This is a genomic window from Methylobacterium sp. Leaf456 (genome assembly GCF_001425465.1).
Lineage (GTDB): Bacteria > Pseudomonadota > Alphaproteobacteria > Rhizobiales > Beijerinckiaceae > Methylobacterium.
In genome coordinates, this window is sequence record NZ_LMQV01000025.1 from 1 (window position 1) to 15,625 (window position 15,625).

General features: G+C 66.9%; 14 protein-coding genes and 1 pseudogene. 3 read left to right on the plus strand and 12 right to left on the minus strand.

What is annotated here, in order from left to right:
- The 8 genes and pseudogenes from ASG52_RS15290 to urtA form a co-directional block, all read right to left on the minus strand.
- Positions 1-209, minus strand: a pseudogene (locus ASG52_RS15290) (carbohydrate porin); the annotation flags it as partial.
- Positions 210-464: 255 nt separating this feature from the next.
- Positions 465-782 carry an FmdB family zinc ribbon protein gene (locus ASG52_RS15295; RefSeq protein ID WP_056244806.1) on the minus strand — a complete coding sequence of 106 codons (318 nt, stop codon included), beginning with the start codon at positions 780-782 and terminating at the stop codon, positions 465-467.
- Positions 783-784: 2 nt separating this feature from the next.
- Entirely contained in the window at positions 785-2,014 is a 1,230-nt protein-coding gene (fmdA, locus tag ASG52_RS15300) for a formamidase (protein ID WP_056244808.1), read from the minus strand.
- A gap of 150 nt (positions 2,015-2,164) precedes the next feature.
- Positions 2,165-2,854 (minus strand): urea ABC transporter ATP-binding subunit UrtE, encoded by a 690-nt coding sequence (gene urtE, locus ASG52_RS15305; RefSeq protein WP_056244837.1) that lies wholly within the window; start codon positions 2,852-2,854, stop codon positions 2,165-2,167.
- 76 nt (positions 2,855-2,930) lie between these two features.
- Entirely contained in the window at positions 2,931-3,716 is a 786-nt protein-coding gene (gene urtD / locus ASG52_RS15310) for an urea ABC transporter ATP-binding protein UrtD (protein ID WP_056244810.1), read from the minus strand.
- A gap of 11 nt (positions 3,717-3,727) precedes the next feature.
- Positions 3,728-4,900: an urea ABC transporter permease subunit UrtC gene (gene urtC, locus ASG52_RS15315; RefSeq protein ID WP_056244813.1), complete on the minus strand. Its 1,173-nt coding sequence runs from the start codon at positions 4,898-4,900 to the stop codon at positions 3,728-3,730.
- Positions 4,901-4,912: 12 nt separating this feature from the next.
- Positions 4,913-5,839, minus strand: a complete 927-nt coding sequence (gene urtB, locus ASG52_RS15320) for an urea ABC transporter permease subunit UrtB (protein WP_056244816.1) — start codon at positions 5,837-5,839, stop codon at positions 4,913-4,915.
- 208 nt (positions 5,840-6,047) lie between these two features.
- Positions 6,048-7,313 (minus strand): urea ABC transporter substrate-binding protein, encoded by a 1,266-nt coding sequence (gene urtA / locus ASG52_RS15325; protein ID WP_056244820.1) that lies wholly within the window; start codon positions 7,311-7,313, stop codon positions 6,048-6,050.
- Between the two features lie 293 nt (positions 7,314-7,606).
- Between urtA and ASG52_RS15330 the strand changes: the two genes are divergently transcribed.
- On the plus strand, positions 7,607-11,254 hold the full coding sequence (locus tag ASG52_RS15330) for a hybrid sensor histidine kinase/response regulator (protein ID WP_056244823.1): 3,648 nt from the start codon (positions 7,607-7,609) through the stop codon (positions 11,252-11,254).
- A complete protein-coding gene (locus ASG52_RS15335) occupies positions 11,247-12,164 on the plus strand; it encodes a response regulator transcription factor (RefSeq protein WP_056244825.1) in 918 nt (305 codons plus the stop codon). Before ASG52_RS15330 ends, ASG52_RS15335 begins: the two co-directional genes overlap by 8 nt.
- Positions 12,165-12,266: 102 nt before the next feature.
- Here the strand turns inward: ASG52_RS15335 and ASG52_RS15340 are convergent, their stop codons facing one another.
- The 4 genes from ASG52_RS15340 to ASG52_RS15350 are packed head-to-tail and all read right to left on the minus strand — an operon-like array spanning position 12,267 to position 13,568.
- Positions 12,267-12,638 (minus strand): hypothetical protein, encoded by a 372-nt coding sequence (locus tag ASG52_RS15340; RefSeq protein ID WP_056244828.1) that lies wholly within the window; start codon positions 12,636-12,638, stop codon positions 12,267-12,269.
- A gap of 38 nt (positions 12,639-12,676) precedes the next feature.
- Positions 12,677-13,000 (minus strand): hypothetical protein, encoded by a 324-nt coding sequence (locus ASG52_RS15345; protein WP_056244831.1) that lies wholly within the window; start codon positions 12,998-13,000, stop codon positions 12,677-12,679.
- Between the two features lie 51 nt (positions 13,001-13,051).
- On the minus strand, positions 13,052-13,309 hold the full coding sequence (locus ASG52_RS27270) for a hypothetical protein (RefSeq protein ID WP_156383984.1): 258 nt from the start codon (positions 13,307-13,309) through the stop codon (positions 13,052-13,054).
- Between the two features lie 22 nt (positions 13,310-13,331).
- The gene (locus ASG52_RS15350) at positions 13,332-13,568 is read right to left on the minus strand and encodes a hypothetical protein (protein WP_056244834.1); all 237 of its coding nucleotides are present in this window, start codon (positions 13,566-13,568) and stop codon (positions 13,332-13,334) included.
- A 745-nt stretch (positions 13,569-14,313) separates the two neighbouring features.
- Between ASG52_RS15350 and ASG52_RS26455 the strand changes: the two genes are divergently transcribed.
- A complete protein-coding gene (locus tag ASG52_RS26455) occupies positions 14,314-15,537 on the plus strand; it encodes a tyrosine-type recombinase/integrase (RefSeq protein WP_162250006.1) in 1,224 nt (407 codons plus the stop codon).
- Positions 15,538-15,625 lie beyond the last annotated feature (88 nt).

Here is a 15,625-nt window from a genome sequence, read left to right on the forward strand (position 1 = left end):
GGGGCGAGCGGGCCGACGCGGACGGGGTCGCCGGGCTTGGCGGCGATGGCGGGATCGGTGCGCGGCTGCGTCTGATCGTTGAACTGGCCGACCGGCGAAGGCTGCTGCGCCTGTGCCGTTGTCCCGCCGAGCGCGAGGCCCGCGGCCAGGAGGGCGGAGGCGGACAGGCCCCGGTGATGTTGTCGTGCTCGTCTCGTCGCGTTGCGCATTGTCGGTCCCCAACCCGTGCTCTGCGCCGGCCGGTCACCACGGGGTGATCCCCCGCTTGTCGTGACGGTCGGCGGCTCCCTCGCGGAGCGGTTTCGTTCGAAGGCTCCCTCCCGAATGCATGCGGCGGGCCGTTTGGGCCTCGCCGCGCGAGGCGGCCGGATGGCGCCGGCCGCCTCGGGGTTCGTCACGTCCTAACCCTTTGTTTTGCAGCGCATTCTTTCGACGAAACGGTGTCCACTTCGTCGGAATGCGCTCTAGTGGCTGATCATCCAGGGCCGGGCGTTCGGAAAGCTCTTGGCAGCCGCGGGGGCGGAGGCCGCCTTTCTGGGCGAGCAGCAGCCGCAGCCCGCGCCGTGACTGCCGGAGCGCCGCGGTTCGTGGCGGCTGCGCTCGTTGGTGGCATGCGCGGCCTTGAGCCCCGCATCCATGCCGGCGATGCGCGGGGCGGTGAGGAAGGCGCGCTGGCATGCCCCGCCGCAATCCGGGCAGTCGTGCGGGTCCTTGAACTGCGCCATCGGGCGAAGCACCGTGAAGGGGCCGCAGCTCTCGCAAGCGTAATCGTAGACCGGCATGATCAAAGATCCGGCGAGAGCGGCATTTGAATCGACCCATCCAAAAACTTCGTCGGCCCGGCCGCGGACGGGTTGATGTCGAAGTCGAAGATGCCGGTCGGTATCCAGAGGGTCGCGCAGGCGTTCGGGATATCGACGACGCCGGAGATATGGCCCTGGACCGGGGCGGTGCCGAGGATCGAGTAGGCCTGCGCCCCCGAATAGCCGAATTTCTTCAGGTATTCGATCGCGTTGAGGCAGGCTTGACGATAGGCGACCGTAACGTCGAGGTAATGCTGCTTGCCGTACTCGTCGACCGAGACGCCCTCGAAGATCAGGTGGTCGTCGTATTTCGGGGTGACCGGCGACGGCTTGAAGATCGGGTTTCGGATCCCGTATTTCGCCATGCCGTCCTTGATCAGGCTCACCTTGAGATGGACCCAGCCGGCCATCTCGATGGCGCCGCAGAAGGTGATCTCGCCGTCGCCCTGGCTGAAATGCAGGTCGCCCATGGAGAGACCCGCACCCGGCACGTAGACCGGGAAGTAGATCTTCGAGCCGCGCGACAGGTCCTTGATGTCGCAATTGCCGCCGTGCTCGCGCCCCGGCACCGTGCGGGCGCCGGTCGCCGCCGCGGCGTCCTTCGCCTCGCCCTTGAGCCGGCCCATATGGGCGGTCGGGCCGAAGGGGAGCGTGGCGAGCGCCGGCACCCGCTCCGGATTGGTGTCGAACAGTGCCTTCTCGCGGGTGTTCCACGTCTCCAGCATCTTCGGATCGGGCAGGCAGCCGATCAGGCCGGGGTGGATCAGGCCGGGGAAGCGCACGCCGGGCACGTGGCGCGACTTGGTGAACATGCCCTCGAAGTCCCAGATCGACTTCTGGGCCTGGGGGAAGTGCTCGTCGAGGAAGCCGCCGCCGTTGTTCTTCGAGAAGAAGCCGTTGAAGCCCCACTGCGATTCCGGCTTGGCGCCGATGTCGAGGAGATCGACCACCAGCAGGTCGCCGGGCTCGGCACCCTCGACGCCGATGGGCCCCGAGAGGAAGTGGACGATCGACAGGTCGATGTCGCGCACATCGTCGGCGGAATCGTTGTTCTTGATGAAGCCGCCGGTCCAGTCGTAGGTCTCGACGATGAAGTCGTCGCCGGGCTTCACGGTCGCGACCATCGGGATGTCGGGGTGCCAGCGATTGTGCACCATGTCGTTGTCGTAGGCCGATTGCGTGAGATCGACCTTGATCAGCGTCTCGGGCATGTCCTTCGCGCGCTCCTCTTGGATTTTCGCTCTTGGATTTTGCGCAGCCGTTCCCGTTGCGTGTCCGGGGTGGGTCCGGCCGCTTTTGGTGAAGTCGTGAACTCGGCGTCTTTCGACGCAGTCTCCCTGCGAGGGGGAGGGGAAGCCCCGTCAGACCGACAGGAAGCGGGCAACCTGCGCCTCGTCGATGTCGGCCCGTAAGCTCTCGTGGACGATCGAGCCGTTCTCGATGACGAGCACCCGGTCGGCCACGTCCATGGCGAAGCTCAGAACCTGCTCCGAGACGACGATGGAGAGCCCGCGCTCGTCGCGGATCTTCTTCAGCGTGCGGCCCATCTCGCGGATGATCGAGGGCTGGATGCCCTCGGTCGGCTCGTCGAGGAGCAGAACCTTCGGGTTCGAGGCGAGGGCCCGGGCGATGGCGAGCTGCTGCTGCTGGCCGCCCGAGAGGTTGCCGCCGCGCCGGCCCTTCATTTCGAGCAGCACCGGGAACATCGTGTAGAGGTCCTGCGGCACCTTTCGCGACTTGGTGACGGTCAGACCCGTCTCGATGTTCTCCTGCACCGTCATGGTGGAAAAGATCATCCGGCCCTGCGGCACGTAGGCGAGGCCGGCGGCCACGCGCTGGTGGCTCTTCATCGCCGTCACGTCGGTGCCCTCGACGGTGATCCGGCCCGACTTCGTCGGCACGATGCCCATCAGGGTCTTCATGAGCGTCGACTTGCCCATGCCGTTGCGGCCCATCACGGCGACGATCTCACCGGGGGCGACATTGATGTCGAGGCCGTGCAGCACCTCGCTCTGGCCGTAGGCCGCGTGGAGGTCGGAGATCGCCAGCATCGGGGCGGCGCCGGCCAGGACCGGCGGCACGGGAGAGGCGTGGGGGGCGGCGGTCTGAAGCATCTTCGCCTGTCCTTCAGTGACCGAGATAGACTTCGACGACCTTCGGGTCGGTCTTGACCCGCTCCATCGAGCCTTCCGACAGGACCTTGCCCTGGTGCAGCACCGTGACCCGGTGGGCGATGTCCTCGACGAATTTCATGTCGTGCTCGATCACCAGCACCGAGCGGCCCTTGATGATCTGGTTGAGGAGTTCGGCCGTCTTGATCCGCTCGCCGACGCTCATGCCGGCCACCGGCTCGTCGAGCATGAGGAGTTCCGGGTCCTGGATCAGCAGCATGCCGATCTCCAGCCACTGCTTCTGGCCGTGGCTCAGGAACTCGGCCCGCTCGTCGAGCTGATCCTTGAGGAAGATGGTCCCTGCGATCTCGTGGATGCGGTCGCGCACCTCGGCGTCTCGCTTGAAGGTGAGCGCGCCGAACACCGAGCGCCCGCGGGGGAACGAGATCTCCAGATTCTCGAACACCGTCAGGTCGTCGTAGATCGAGGGCGTCTGGAACTTGCGGCCGACACCCGCTTGGACGATGGCGCTCTCGGACAGCTTGGTCAGCTCCTGACCCTTGTACTTGATCGAGCCGGAACTCGCTTTCGTCCGCCCGCAGATCAGGTCGAGCACCGTGGTCTTGCCGGCGCCGTTGGGGCCGATGATGACCCGGATCTCGTCCGGATCGACGTAGAACGACACGTCGTTGACCGCCTTGAACCCGTCGAAGGAGACGGTGAGCCCTTCGACCGCGAGCAGGAAGTTCTTTTCGTCCGCCGGCGTGCCGATCGGCAGGGAGGGGAGAATGGCCGCGTTCATGGGTCTCGTCCTCACTCGGCGGGGGCGCCGTGGGCCGGCAGCACGGGGGTGGGGGTCGGCGCGAGGCCCTTGGCCTTGCGGAACAGGCGCGGCTCGACATGCTCGCGCCAGAGGCCGGCGAGGCCGTTGGGGAAGGCCAGCACCACGGCGATGAACAGGGCGCCGAGACCGAACAGCCACAGGTCAGGGAAGCTTTCCGAGAACGAGGTCTTGGCGAAGTTGACGAGCAGCGTTCCCCAGACCGCGCCGAACAGCGACAGGCGCCCGCCGACGGCCGCGTAGATCACCATCTCGATCGAGGGCACGATGCCGACGAACGAGGGCGACATGAACCCGACCTGCAGGGTGAACATCGCCCCACCCACTGCGGCGAAGGCCGCCGCAAGGCAGAAGGCGAACACCTTGAAGCCCGCCACCGAGTAGCCGGAGAACCGGACCCGGTCCTCCTTCTCGCGCATGGCGACGAGGATGCGCCCGAGCTTCGACTTCTTGACGTACTGCGCCATCAGGATGCAGCCGATCAGCAGCCCGCCGTTGACGAAGTAGAGGATGAACTTGGCCGAGTCGGTGCGGATGTCCCAGCCGTGGAGCGTGCGCAGATCCGTGATGCCGTTGATGCCGCCGGTATAGCCCTGCTGGCCGACGATCAGGATCGTCAGGATCGCGGCGATGGCCTGGGTGATGATGGCGAAGTAGGTGCCGCCGACGCGGCGCTTGAACATCGCCACCGAGATGATGAAGGCGAAGGCCACCGGCACCGCGACCACGAGGAGGAGCGTCAGCGGCAGGCTATGGAACGGCTGCCAGAACCACGGGATCGCGGTGATCTGGTTCCAGTCCATGAAGTCCGGGATGCCCGGCGTCGACTGGATCTTCGTGTTCTCGACGCTGGACGCCTCCAGCTTCAAGTACATCGCCATGCAGTAGCCGCCCAGCCCGAAGAAGACGCCCTGACCGAGCGACAGGATGCCGGCATAGCCCCAGCAGATGACGAGGCCGAGCGCGACGAAGGCGTAGGTGAGGTACTTGCCGACGAGGTTGAGGCGGAAGCCGTCGAGCGCGAGCGGCAGGACCACGAGGATGAAGCAGGCCAGCAGCGCGAGGCTGACCCATTCCATCGGCTTCATGAAGGGGTTGTCGTTGACCGTCACGGCCTTCGACAGGTTTTGGATCGGGCTCGTCATCGGGGGCGCTCCTCAGCGACGGACCTTGAGGGTAAACAGGCCCTGCGGCCGGAGCATCAGGATTCCCACCACCGCGAGCAGGGTGAGCACCTTGGCCATCGAGCCGGAGAGGAAGAATTCGAGGGTCGATTGGGTCTGCGAGATCGAGAAGGCCGAGGCGATGGTGCCGAGAAGGCTGGCCGCGCCGCCGAAGACCACGATCAGGAAGGTGTCGACGATGTAGAGCTGGCCCGAGGTCGGCCCGGTGGAGCCGATCATGGTGAAGGCCGAGCCGGCGATGCCGGCGATGCCGCAGCCGAGCCCGAAGGTGGTGCGATCGACCTTCTCGGTATCGATGCCGACCGCGCCCGCCATCGGCCGGTTGCTCATCACGGCGCGGATCTGCGCGCCGAAGCGCGAGCGGTAGATCAGGACGGCGACGCCCAGCGTGATGACGGTGGTGACCGCGATCACGAACAGGCCGTTGATCTGCACCTCGATCGAGTCGGTGACGGGGATCGAGCCCATCATCCAAGTCGGCAGTTCGACGCCGACCTCGCGGGGGCCGAAGATCGAGCGATAGGCCTGTTGCAGGATCAGCGAGAGGCCCCAGGTCGCCAGCAGGGTGTCGAGAGGCCGCTTGTAGAGATGGCGGATCAGCGCCCACTCGACCAGCATCCCGAGCGCGCCCGCGGCCAGGAAGGCCAGGGCCATCGCGACGAAGAAGTAGGCGGAGAACAGCGCCGGCAGGTGCTCTTGGAAGAAGCCGGAGCACAGATAGGTGACGTAGGCGCCGAGAATCATGAACTCGCCGTGCGCCATGTTGATGACGCCCATCTGACCGAAGATGATCGCCAGGCCCAAAGCCATCAGCACGTAGACCGAAAACAGGATCAGCCCCGCGAAGCCCTGCATCACGAAGATCGAGCTGAGGTCTGCGAGCGAGTATTCGCCGAACATGGGAGGTGTCTCCGATCCGGCCCGTGCGAGCCGTTGGCCGGTCATCCCGCCCACAGCCCTCATCCTGAGGTGCCGGAGCGAAGCGGAGGCCTCGAAGGAGGCCTCCGGACGTCGTTGCGATCCCTGGAGCCCTCCTTCGAGGGCCGCTGGCGCGGCCACCTCAGGATGAGGGCGGTGGGTGGGATCGGATGAGCAAGTCGCGGGCCTGTTATTGATACCCCTTCGGGAAGGGGTTCGGCTCGATCAGCTCGGGGCTCTCGTAGACCACCTCGAACTGGCCGGTGGGCAGGGCCTTGGCGACGCGGGTCTTGGACCAGAGGTGATGGTTCTCGTGGACCTTCACGTAGCCCTCCGGCGCCTCCTTGAACTCGATGCCCGGCGAGGCCGCGACCACCTTGTCGACATCGAACGAGCCGGCCTTCTCGACCGCCATCTTCCACAGGAACGGGCCGAGGTAGCCCGCCTGGGTGACGTCGCCGAGCACGGTCTTCTCGCCCCACATCTTCTTGAAGGCGGCGACGAACTTCTCGTTGTTCGGGTTCTTGAGCGACTGGAAGTACTTCATGCACGAATAGGCGCCGGCGATGTTGTCGCCGCCGATGCCGTCGATCTCGTCCTCGGTGACCGAGATCGTCAGCAGGGTCTGCTTGGAGAGGTCGATGCCCGCCGCCTTGAGCTGCTTGTAGAACGCCACGTTCGAGCCGCCGACCACGTCGGCAAAGATCACGTCGGGCTTCTTGAGCTTGATCTTGTTGATCACCGAGTTGAACTGCGTGTGGCCGAGGGGATAGTATTCCTCGCCGACCACGGTCCCCTTGAGCACGTTCTCGATGTGCTTGCGGGCGATCTTGTTCGAGGTGCGCGGCCAGATGTAGTCCGAGCCGATCATGAAGAAGGTCTTGGCGCTCTTCTCCTTCGCCACCCAATCGAGCGAGGCGAGGATCTGCTGCGTCGCCTCCTGGCCGGTGTAGATGACGTTCTTGGACTGCTCCAGGCCTTCGTAGAAGGTCGGGTAGTAGAGCAGGCCGTTATACTGCTCGAACACCGGCAGGGCGGCCTTGCGCGAGGCGGAGGTCCAGCAGCCCATCACCGCGGCGCAATGGTCGTTGACCAAGAGCTTCTTGGCCTTCTCGGCGAAGGTCGGCCAATCGGAGGCGCCGTCCTCCTGGATCACCTTGATCTTGCGCCCGAGCACGCCGCCCATCTCGTTGATCTGGGCGATGGCGAGCTTTTCCGCCTGGATCGTGCCGGTCTCGGAGATCGCCATCGTGCCGGTGGCCGAATGCAGGATGCCGACCGTCACCTCGGTGTCGGTGACCGCGAGCCCGGTGGTGTTGACCGCCGAGGTCGGCGCGGCGGCGAAGGACGGCCGCGGCATCAGCGCCAGCGCGGGCAGGCCGGCCATGCCCATCAGGAGCTTGCGCCGCAGCGGCGAGCGCAGGCCGTTCTCGGTGTCGGAAGTGTCCTTCGCCATTCTGCCAGCCCTGTACGCGTCCGGCGGCTCTTGGGGCGGCCGCGGATCGACGAGGTGCAGGCTAGGCCGTGCTTTGCATCGCAGCATATACGCTGTTCTGCGTATGGCTCGGGCGGTCGCCCGAGCGCAGGATGGCCGCCCTTCGATCGAGGATTCTCCTGCACGCCCGACCGGCGCGCACGGCTCTTGCGTGCGTGAGGGCGGGGCGCGCATCCTGCCCCCTTCGCCAAGGCGGGTGCCCGGTCGGGGGCGCGTCGGGCGGTTCGCGTACGGGTTCGGCGACACCAGTCACGATGAACGGCCGCCAGCACATCATTCCGATCCGGCGTGCCTACAACCGCCTCGTCGCCGACGAGACGCTGGAGGATTACGCCCTTCGCTTCACCGCCAAGAAGGCGCGGCGCTGGAGCGCGCTCGCGGTGGCGCAGACGGCTTTGGGCTCGATCTCGTTCCTGGCGCTGGAGGCGATCGGCGGCACGCTGGTGCTGGCGGTCGGCTTCACCAACACGCTCGCCGCCGTGCTGCTGGTCGGCGCGCTGATCTTCGCCACCGCCGCGCCGATCGCCGTCTACGCCGCCCGCTTCGGCGTCGACATGGACCTGCTGACCCGCGGCGCGGGCTTCGGCTATCTCGGCTCGACCGTGACCTCGCTGATCTACGCGAGCTTCACCTTCCTGTTCCTGGCCATCGAAGCCGCCATCATGGCGCTGGCGTTGCAGCTCTGCTTCGGCCTGCCGCTCTGGCTCGGCTACATCCTCTGCGCCGGGATCGTCATCCCGCTGGTGGTCTACGGCATCCGCCTCATCAGCCGCTTCCAGATCTGGTCGCAGCCGGTCTGGATCGCGCTGAACCTCCTGCCGCTCGGCTTCATCGCGGCAAGCCCCGACGCCCCGGCCTCGCTCGGCACGCTGGCTAGCTTCCCCGGCCTCGGCGACGGAGCTTCGGCCGGGTTCGATCCCCTCCGGTTCGGGCTCGCCACAAGCGTGCTGCTCGCGCTCCTCGCCCAGGTCGGCGAGCAGGTCGATTTTTTGAGATTTGTCCCCCCGGCCAGAGGGCCGCGAGACGTCGCGTGGTGGTCGGCCGTGCTCGCGGGCGGCGCGGGCTGGATCGTGCCGGGCCTCCTGAAAATCCTGCTCGGGGCGTTCCTCGCGGTGCTGGCGCTGGGCCACGGCATCCCAGCGCCGCAGGCCGCCGAGCCGACCCGGATGTACGCGGTCGCCTTCGGCTACGTCACGCCGTCCCGCGAGGGCGCGCTGCTCATGATGGCCGGCTTCGTCGCGCTGTCGCAGATCAAGATCAACCTGACCAACGCCTATGCCGGCTCGATCGCGTGGTCGAACTTCTTCTCGCGCCTCACCCACAGCCATCCGGGCCGCGTGGTCTGGCTCGTCTTCAACGTCGCCATCGCCCTGATGCTGATGGAACTCGGCATCGACAAGACGATCGAGAGCACCCTGCCGCTCTACGCCGTCGTCGTCTCGGCCTGGGTCGGGGCGCTGGCCTCGGACCTTGCCGTCAACAAGCCGCTCGGGCTGTCGCCGCCGGGTATCGAGTTCAAGCGCGCCCATCTCTACGCGATCAACCCGGTCGGCACCGGGGCGATGGCGCTCGGCCTGGCGCTCGGCTGGCTCGCCTATGCCGGCGTGTTCGGGCCCCTGCCCGCCGCCTTCGCGCCGCTGCTGGCGCTCGCCGCCGCGTTCGCGACCGCCCCGCTGATCGCCTGGGGCACGGGCGGGCGCTTCTACATCGCGCGAAAGCCCGAGCCGCAAGCGGGCGAGATCGTCTGCCGCGTCTGCGAGTTGCCGTTCGAGGGCGAGGACATGGCGCAGTGCCCCGCCTATGGCGGCTCGATCTGCTCGCTGTGCTGCTCGCTCGACGCCCGCTGCGGCGACCTGTGCAAGCCGCACGGGCGCCTCGACGCCCAGGCCCAGGCGAGCCTCGGGCGGTTCGTGCCGGGCCCGATCGCCGCCTGGATCGGCGCGCCGCTCGGGCGCTACCTCGCCCTGATGCTCTGTCTCGTCGGCGTCATCGGGCTGATCCTCGGCATCGTCCACGCGGGCGCGAGCAGTGGCCACCCGGAGCACCGCGAGATCCTGCGGGCGGCGCTCACCAGCGTGTTCTTCATCCTCGTGCTGATCCTCGGCATCGTCGCGTGGCTGTTCGTGCTTGCCCAAGAAAGCCGCCGCGTCGCCCAGGCCGAGACCGAGCGCCAGACCGCGCTCTACCAAGCCGAGATCGCCGCCCACAAGATCACCGACGCCAAGCTGCAGGAGGCGAAGGAGACCGCGGAAGCGGCCAACCTCGCGAAAAGCCGCTACGTCGTCGGCATCAGCCACGAGCTGCGCACGCCCCTGAACGCCGTGCTCGGCTACGCCCAGCTCTTGGAGGTCGATCCCGAAATCCCGGCGCAGCGGCGGCGCGGGTTGCAGGTGATCCGTCGCAGCGCCCAGCACCTGTCGGGCCTGATCGACGGCCTGCTCGACATCTCGCGGATGGAGGCCGGGCGGCTCCAAGTGCACCGCAACGAGATTCGGCTGTCGGATTTCCTGGACCAGATCGTCGACATGGTCCGCCTCCAGGCCGCGGCCGCGGGGCTGCAATTCCGCTTCACCCGGCCCGAGACCCTGCCCGCGGTGGTCGCCACCGACGAGAAGCGCCTGCGCCAGATCCTGCTCAACCTCCTGTCGAACGCCATCAAGTTCACGCCGTCCGGCGAGGTCGGCCTGGATGTCACCTACCGCAGCCAAGTGACGGTCTTCACCATCCGCGACACGGGGCTCGGCATCCGCCCGGACGACCTGCAACGCATCTTCGAGCCGTTCGAGCGCGGCTCGATCCCCGCCGCGCGCAGCCAGCCGGGCACCGGCCTCGGGCTCACCATCGCCGGGCTGCTGGCCCAGGTGATGGGCGGCGAGATCACCGTGGAAAGCGAGGTCGGGCGCGGCACCCGCTTCCGGGTGCGGCTGATGCTGTCTTCGGTCAACCGCCCTGCCCCCGCCCCCGCGGCCCCCACGGTGCCGGCGCCCTCGGCCGCGCCGCGCCGCTATGCCGGCCGCAAGCGCCGCGTCCTCGTGGTCGACGACGATCCGGCCCACCGCACGCTGATGCGCGACATCTTTGAGCCGCTCGGCATCGCAGTCGCCGAGGCGCCCGACGGTCCATCCTGCCTCGCCCTGTTCGATGCGGGCGAGCCTGCGCCCGACCTCGTCCTCCTCGACATCGCCATGCCGGGCCTGAGCGGCTGGGCCGTCGCCGAGCGCCTGCGCGCGCGGGCGCCGAATGTGCGCATCGCGATGATGTCGGCCAACGTCCACGAGATCAGCCCGACCCGCGGCATCGACGCCCGCCACGACGCAATCATCGCCAAGCCGTTCGACCTGCGCGATTTTCTGGATCAGGTCACGCGCCTGCTCGGGCTGGATTGGGTCGAGGGGACGCCGCCTGTGGCTTCCGCTGCGGGGGCTGGGCCGAGCGTGGCACCTGTCCCCTCCCCACGGATCTCGGGCTTGCCCGAGATCCGCACCTTGCCTGCCCAGATCGGGCAGGCCCGATCTGGGTGGGGAGGGGTTCGGGGTGGGGGTGGTGCAGGATCGAGCGCTGAGCCACATCCGGCACCCCCCCCACCTCCTACCTCCTCCCCACAAGGGGGAGGAGAGGCGCCTTCTCCGGTCGCGGTGGAGGCATCCGACCGAGGCGGACCGCCCAAGGCGACGGAGCGCCCCGCCCTCCCCGTCCTCGAAGAACTCCTCCGCCTCGGCCGCATCGGCCACGTGCGCGCCATCGAGGCCCGGCTCGCCGAGATCGCCCGGGCGGAACCCGCTTCCGCCGCCTTCGCCGAGCGCCTGCAAGGGCTCGTCGCCGCCTTCGACCTGCCGACCTACATGCGACTGCTCAAGGATGCGGTCGCCGAACAATCGATCCGGGAGGCCAGCGATGCCTGAGGCGCCCGGCCAGCGCGACATCGTCCTCGTGGTGGACGATTCTCCCGACACGTTGAGCTTTATCACCGAGGCGATCGAACGCTCCGGCGCCACCGTCCTCGTCGCGGTGGCGGGCGAGGCGGCGCTCGCCCTCGTCGATGAGATCACCCCCGACATCATCCTGCTCGACGCGGTGATGCCGGGCATGGACGGGTTCGAGACCTGCCGCCGCCTCAAGGCCAAGCCCGCGGTGGCAAGCGTGCCGGTCATCTTCATGACCGGGCTGTCGGAGACCGAGCACATCGTGGAGGGGCTGGAGGCCGGGGGCGTCGATTACGTCACGAAGCCGATCGCCCCCGACGAGATTCTGGCGCGCATCCGCGTCCACGTGGCCGGCGCACGGGCGGCGCAGAGCCTGCGCGCGGCCCTCGACACCACCGGGCGCACCCTGTTCGCCGTCGATTCCTTGGGCGCGGTGCTGTGGGCGACGCCGCAGGCCTCGCAGGTGCTGGCGGCCTGCGCCCCACGCGCCGACGATGCCTACGGCCTCCCCGCCGCCGGCCGGGCGTGGCTGCGCGGCTGCCTCACCGGCACGCAGAGCGCGCCCTTCACCCTCACCGACCTGTCGGGGGCAGCGCACACCGTGAGTTTCGTCGGGCGCACCGGCAACGAGGTGCTGCTGCGCCTCTCCCGCGACGCCACCGCCGCCGGGATCGAGCTGCTGCGCACGCGCCTGCCGATCACCGCGCGCGAGGCCGACGTGCTGTTCTGGCTCGCGCGGGGCAAATCGAACCGCGACATCGGCGAGATCCTCACCTTAAGCCCGCGTACGATCACCAAGCATCTCGAAGGCATCTACGCCAAGCTCGGCGTCGAGAACCGCACCGCCGCCTCGATCATCGCGGCGCGGCATCTGCAGGATTTGGGCTGATTTTCGGGCAGGCCGCTCTGCCGCATACCGGAGGACGGTGTGGCGGCGGTCGTCCGCCGGACGCATCGACCTCGACCCGCGGTCGAGATCGATGCACGCACATTAACTCATGCGCTGCGCGGTCCAGCGGCCGGAACAGGCGCCCAGGCCCCCGAGCGTCCACTCACCCGCGCCGCTCATGCCGCGGAGCCGCCCGGACACCGCGATCCGCGCGAGGCCGGTGCGGATCGTGCCGCGGATGCGCCCGTCGGCGCTGGCCCGGCCCGAGGCATCGACGCCTTTAGCCCCGGTATCCTCCAGCACGCCGTTGCGGATCGCGATCGGGTAATTGTAGGGGCCGGAGCAGGCGCCGGTCTCGGCCACGGCCTGGACCGACCATGCGCCGTCGAACGGCCCCGCCGCGGCGGGCAGGGACACGAGCGTCAGGGCGAGAAGCGGGGCACCGAATCCGGTCAGCCGGCGTCGGGCGGTCATCGAGACAACTCCTTGGTTCATGGAAGAAAGGTTCGGGCTCAGATCCAGCCGGCGTCCGCGTCGGGGCCGGCGGCGATGGTGCGGATGAACAATTCGCTGGTCGCCCGGTCCGCATACGCCCCGAGGGGCTCGTCGGGATGGGGCGGCACCAGGGCGGTGACGGGCCGGCCCGCCAGCAGCTCGGCGACCTCGCGCGGGGTGAATCCGGCCTCAGTCGCCTCGCGCAGGGCCGTCTCGGCATAGGCGTCCGCATCTTCGCACAGGACCGTTCCGGCGGCGCGGGACATCGCCGGATGCGGCGCGCCGAGCCCTGGCCAGGGATGGATCGGGCGGGTCGCGGTGCCGGGTGCCGGAACGGCCAAAGCGGGTCTCCTCGTAAAAGGTTCGAAAGGGGGCCGACGCGGGGCCCCGGACTATGTCCCCAGGGCGGTGTCGGCATGACGGGGAAATGGTGGGTCGAGTGTCGATGTCACTGGTGCCGACGTACCGGTATCGATGATTTTCAGGGTGTCGTCATGCAAATCCGCCAGATTTCGCCCGGTGGTGAAATCAAGTCGAAGATGCTGTCGCGGATTGTGATGACGATATCCTGAAATACCGTTTCTGAATGTTTCCTGAAGCGTCGCGAGATCGCGACCGGGTCGCTGGAGATTGCCGCGCTTCGCGGGCATATCGCTCGAATGGCCGCGCCGACTATCCGCGGATCAGCGGCAGGTCCGCCCGGATGATGGCGTTGCCGGCCATGCGCCGCACCGAGGCGATGACCCGGCACGAGGTCTCGGAGGCATCGCCGGCCTCGGCCTGCATCTCGAGTTCGATCAGGTGCCGAAACACCTCCTGCTCGCGCCGGGCCGGCGACATCGTCTCTGCGAGCAGGCCGACCATCTCGTGGAAGAAGCGGCACCGCAGCGGCGGCACCTCGGGATTCATGGACGGCGGCATCCGCGGAGGTCAGGGACGGCCATCATGGTCCGTGCCGCACTACCGCGCCGCAACAAGGATCAACATGGGGGCTCCCGCCCACCGCACGAACCCGGACGCAATGATGATGAGGAAGGCACGGCCCATGACCGATCGGCCGAAGGGCCCGGTCACGAAACAGGAGGTACCGAGCGCGAGGCTGTCGGCGTGTCCCGTCAGGTTGCTTGGAAAATCGTGAAACGTCGTGTGAATGGCGCGCCCGAAAGGAGATCGACAATCGTTCTCCGACGATCTACTAAGCGTTTGATGTATTTGCGCTCCTGATGCTCTCCAGTAGTATGGAATGAGCATGAGGCCGCCGCGATCATAAACCGGNAAAGCGAGGGTCCGAAAGAAGGGTCCTAACCCGACCCCAGAAAGGGTCCTATCCCGCCGGAAAAGCGAGGGAAAACAAGGAATGGCGCGCCCGAAAGGAGATCGACAATCGTTCTCCGACGATCTACTAAGCGTTTGATGTATTTGCGCTCCTGATGCTCTCCAGTAGTATGGAATGAGCATGAGGCCGCCGCGATCATAAACCGGGGTCCTTACGCTTTGTCTGATCGACGAGCCGACGATGCCTCGATACACCTCCCTCCCCTTCACTCGACAGCGCACGAAGGGTGGGACCTTCCTCTTCCGATTCCAGCTTCCGGCGGACGTCTTCGACGCACTTGTCCTAGCGGGTCATGCAGAGGTGCCGCGCACTCTACTCATGACGCTACGAACGACCGACCCAACAGCCGCGCGTGGCCGAGCACTTAAAGCGGCGGCGAACGCGTTTGAGATCGTCCGCGCTGTACGCGCTGGCGACGTTGAATCGGCTGCTGCGCTTCTTGCCCAACGTAGGTCGCGCGACGGCTCGCTACACAACTGTGGCGTCGAGCAGATTCAGCACCCGAGCAACGGTCAGGGCACTTCAACAGGCACTGGCACTGGTCATGCCTCGGGCAAGAAGCGCCGTTCTGGACCTCAGCAGACGCTGTCCTGGGTTTACGAAAACGTCTATCTGCCTCGGCGCACTGAGCGCAAAGGGGCGCCACCGCGTCGCCGGTCGCGCCTTGATCTTGAAGCCGGTATCGATCGCTTCGTCGCACTGGTGGGCGACAAGGACATTCGCGATGTCAGCCGTCGTGATGCCGAGCAGTTCGTAGGCTCTCTCAACCTGCCTTCCGTGGGCACGACAAAAAAGGCCATCGGCGTCCTCTCGACGTTGTTCAACTGCGCTGTCGAGCGAGAGCTAATCGGTAAGAACCCGTTCCGGGGGCTCGGGCCAGATCGCTACACGGTCGTCGCAGCGCGACGGAGCTACCGCCGTTTCGACGCTGACCAGCTAAGCCGAATCTTCTGCCGCACGGAAATGAAGTCGGGCTCAATGCTTTGGGTCCCTCGCCTTCTCTTGCTGACAGGCGCACGGCTCGAAGAAATGGCTCAGCTACGAGCGGCGTGGTTCACTGTTCGCGATCGGGTTCACGTGATCGATCTACATGCTGCCAGAGTGAAGACGCCGCACAGCCGCCGGTATGTTCCTTTGCATCGGCATCTGCTCGAACTTGGCCTTCTCGATTATGTCGCATCTGCCAATGATCGTTTGTTCCCGAAGCTACAATACCGCCGAACAGCGGAGCGCTGGGGGGCTTCCCTCAGTACGAGGCTCAATAGAGAGATTGACGAAGCAGTTGGGCGCGACAGAACGCTGACCGTTCATAGCCTGAGAAAGACGTTCGAGCATGCTGCCTATGTCGCAGGCGTGCCCAAGCCCACCTTTAACGCAATTACCGGCCACAAGGCGGGAGATATCTCCGAAGAGCACTACCTTCAGCTTCAAGATGACGTCGGCTTGCTGAAGCGGCAACTGGATACGCTCGACTTCTCGTTCCTCTTTCCTGCCCTGAGGCAGGCAACGCCACCGACGAGCGGTGGCGTAACCGGTTTATGATCGCGGCGGCCTCATGCTCATTCCATACTACTGGAGAGCATCAGGAGCGCAAATACATCAAACGCTTAGTAGATCGTCGGAGAACGAT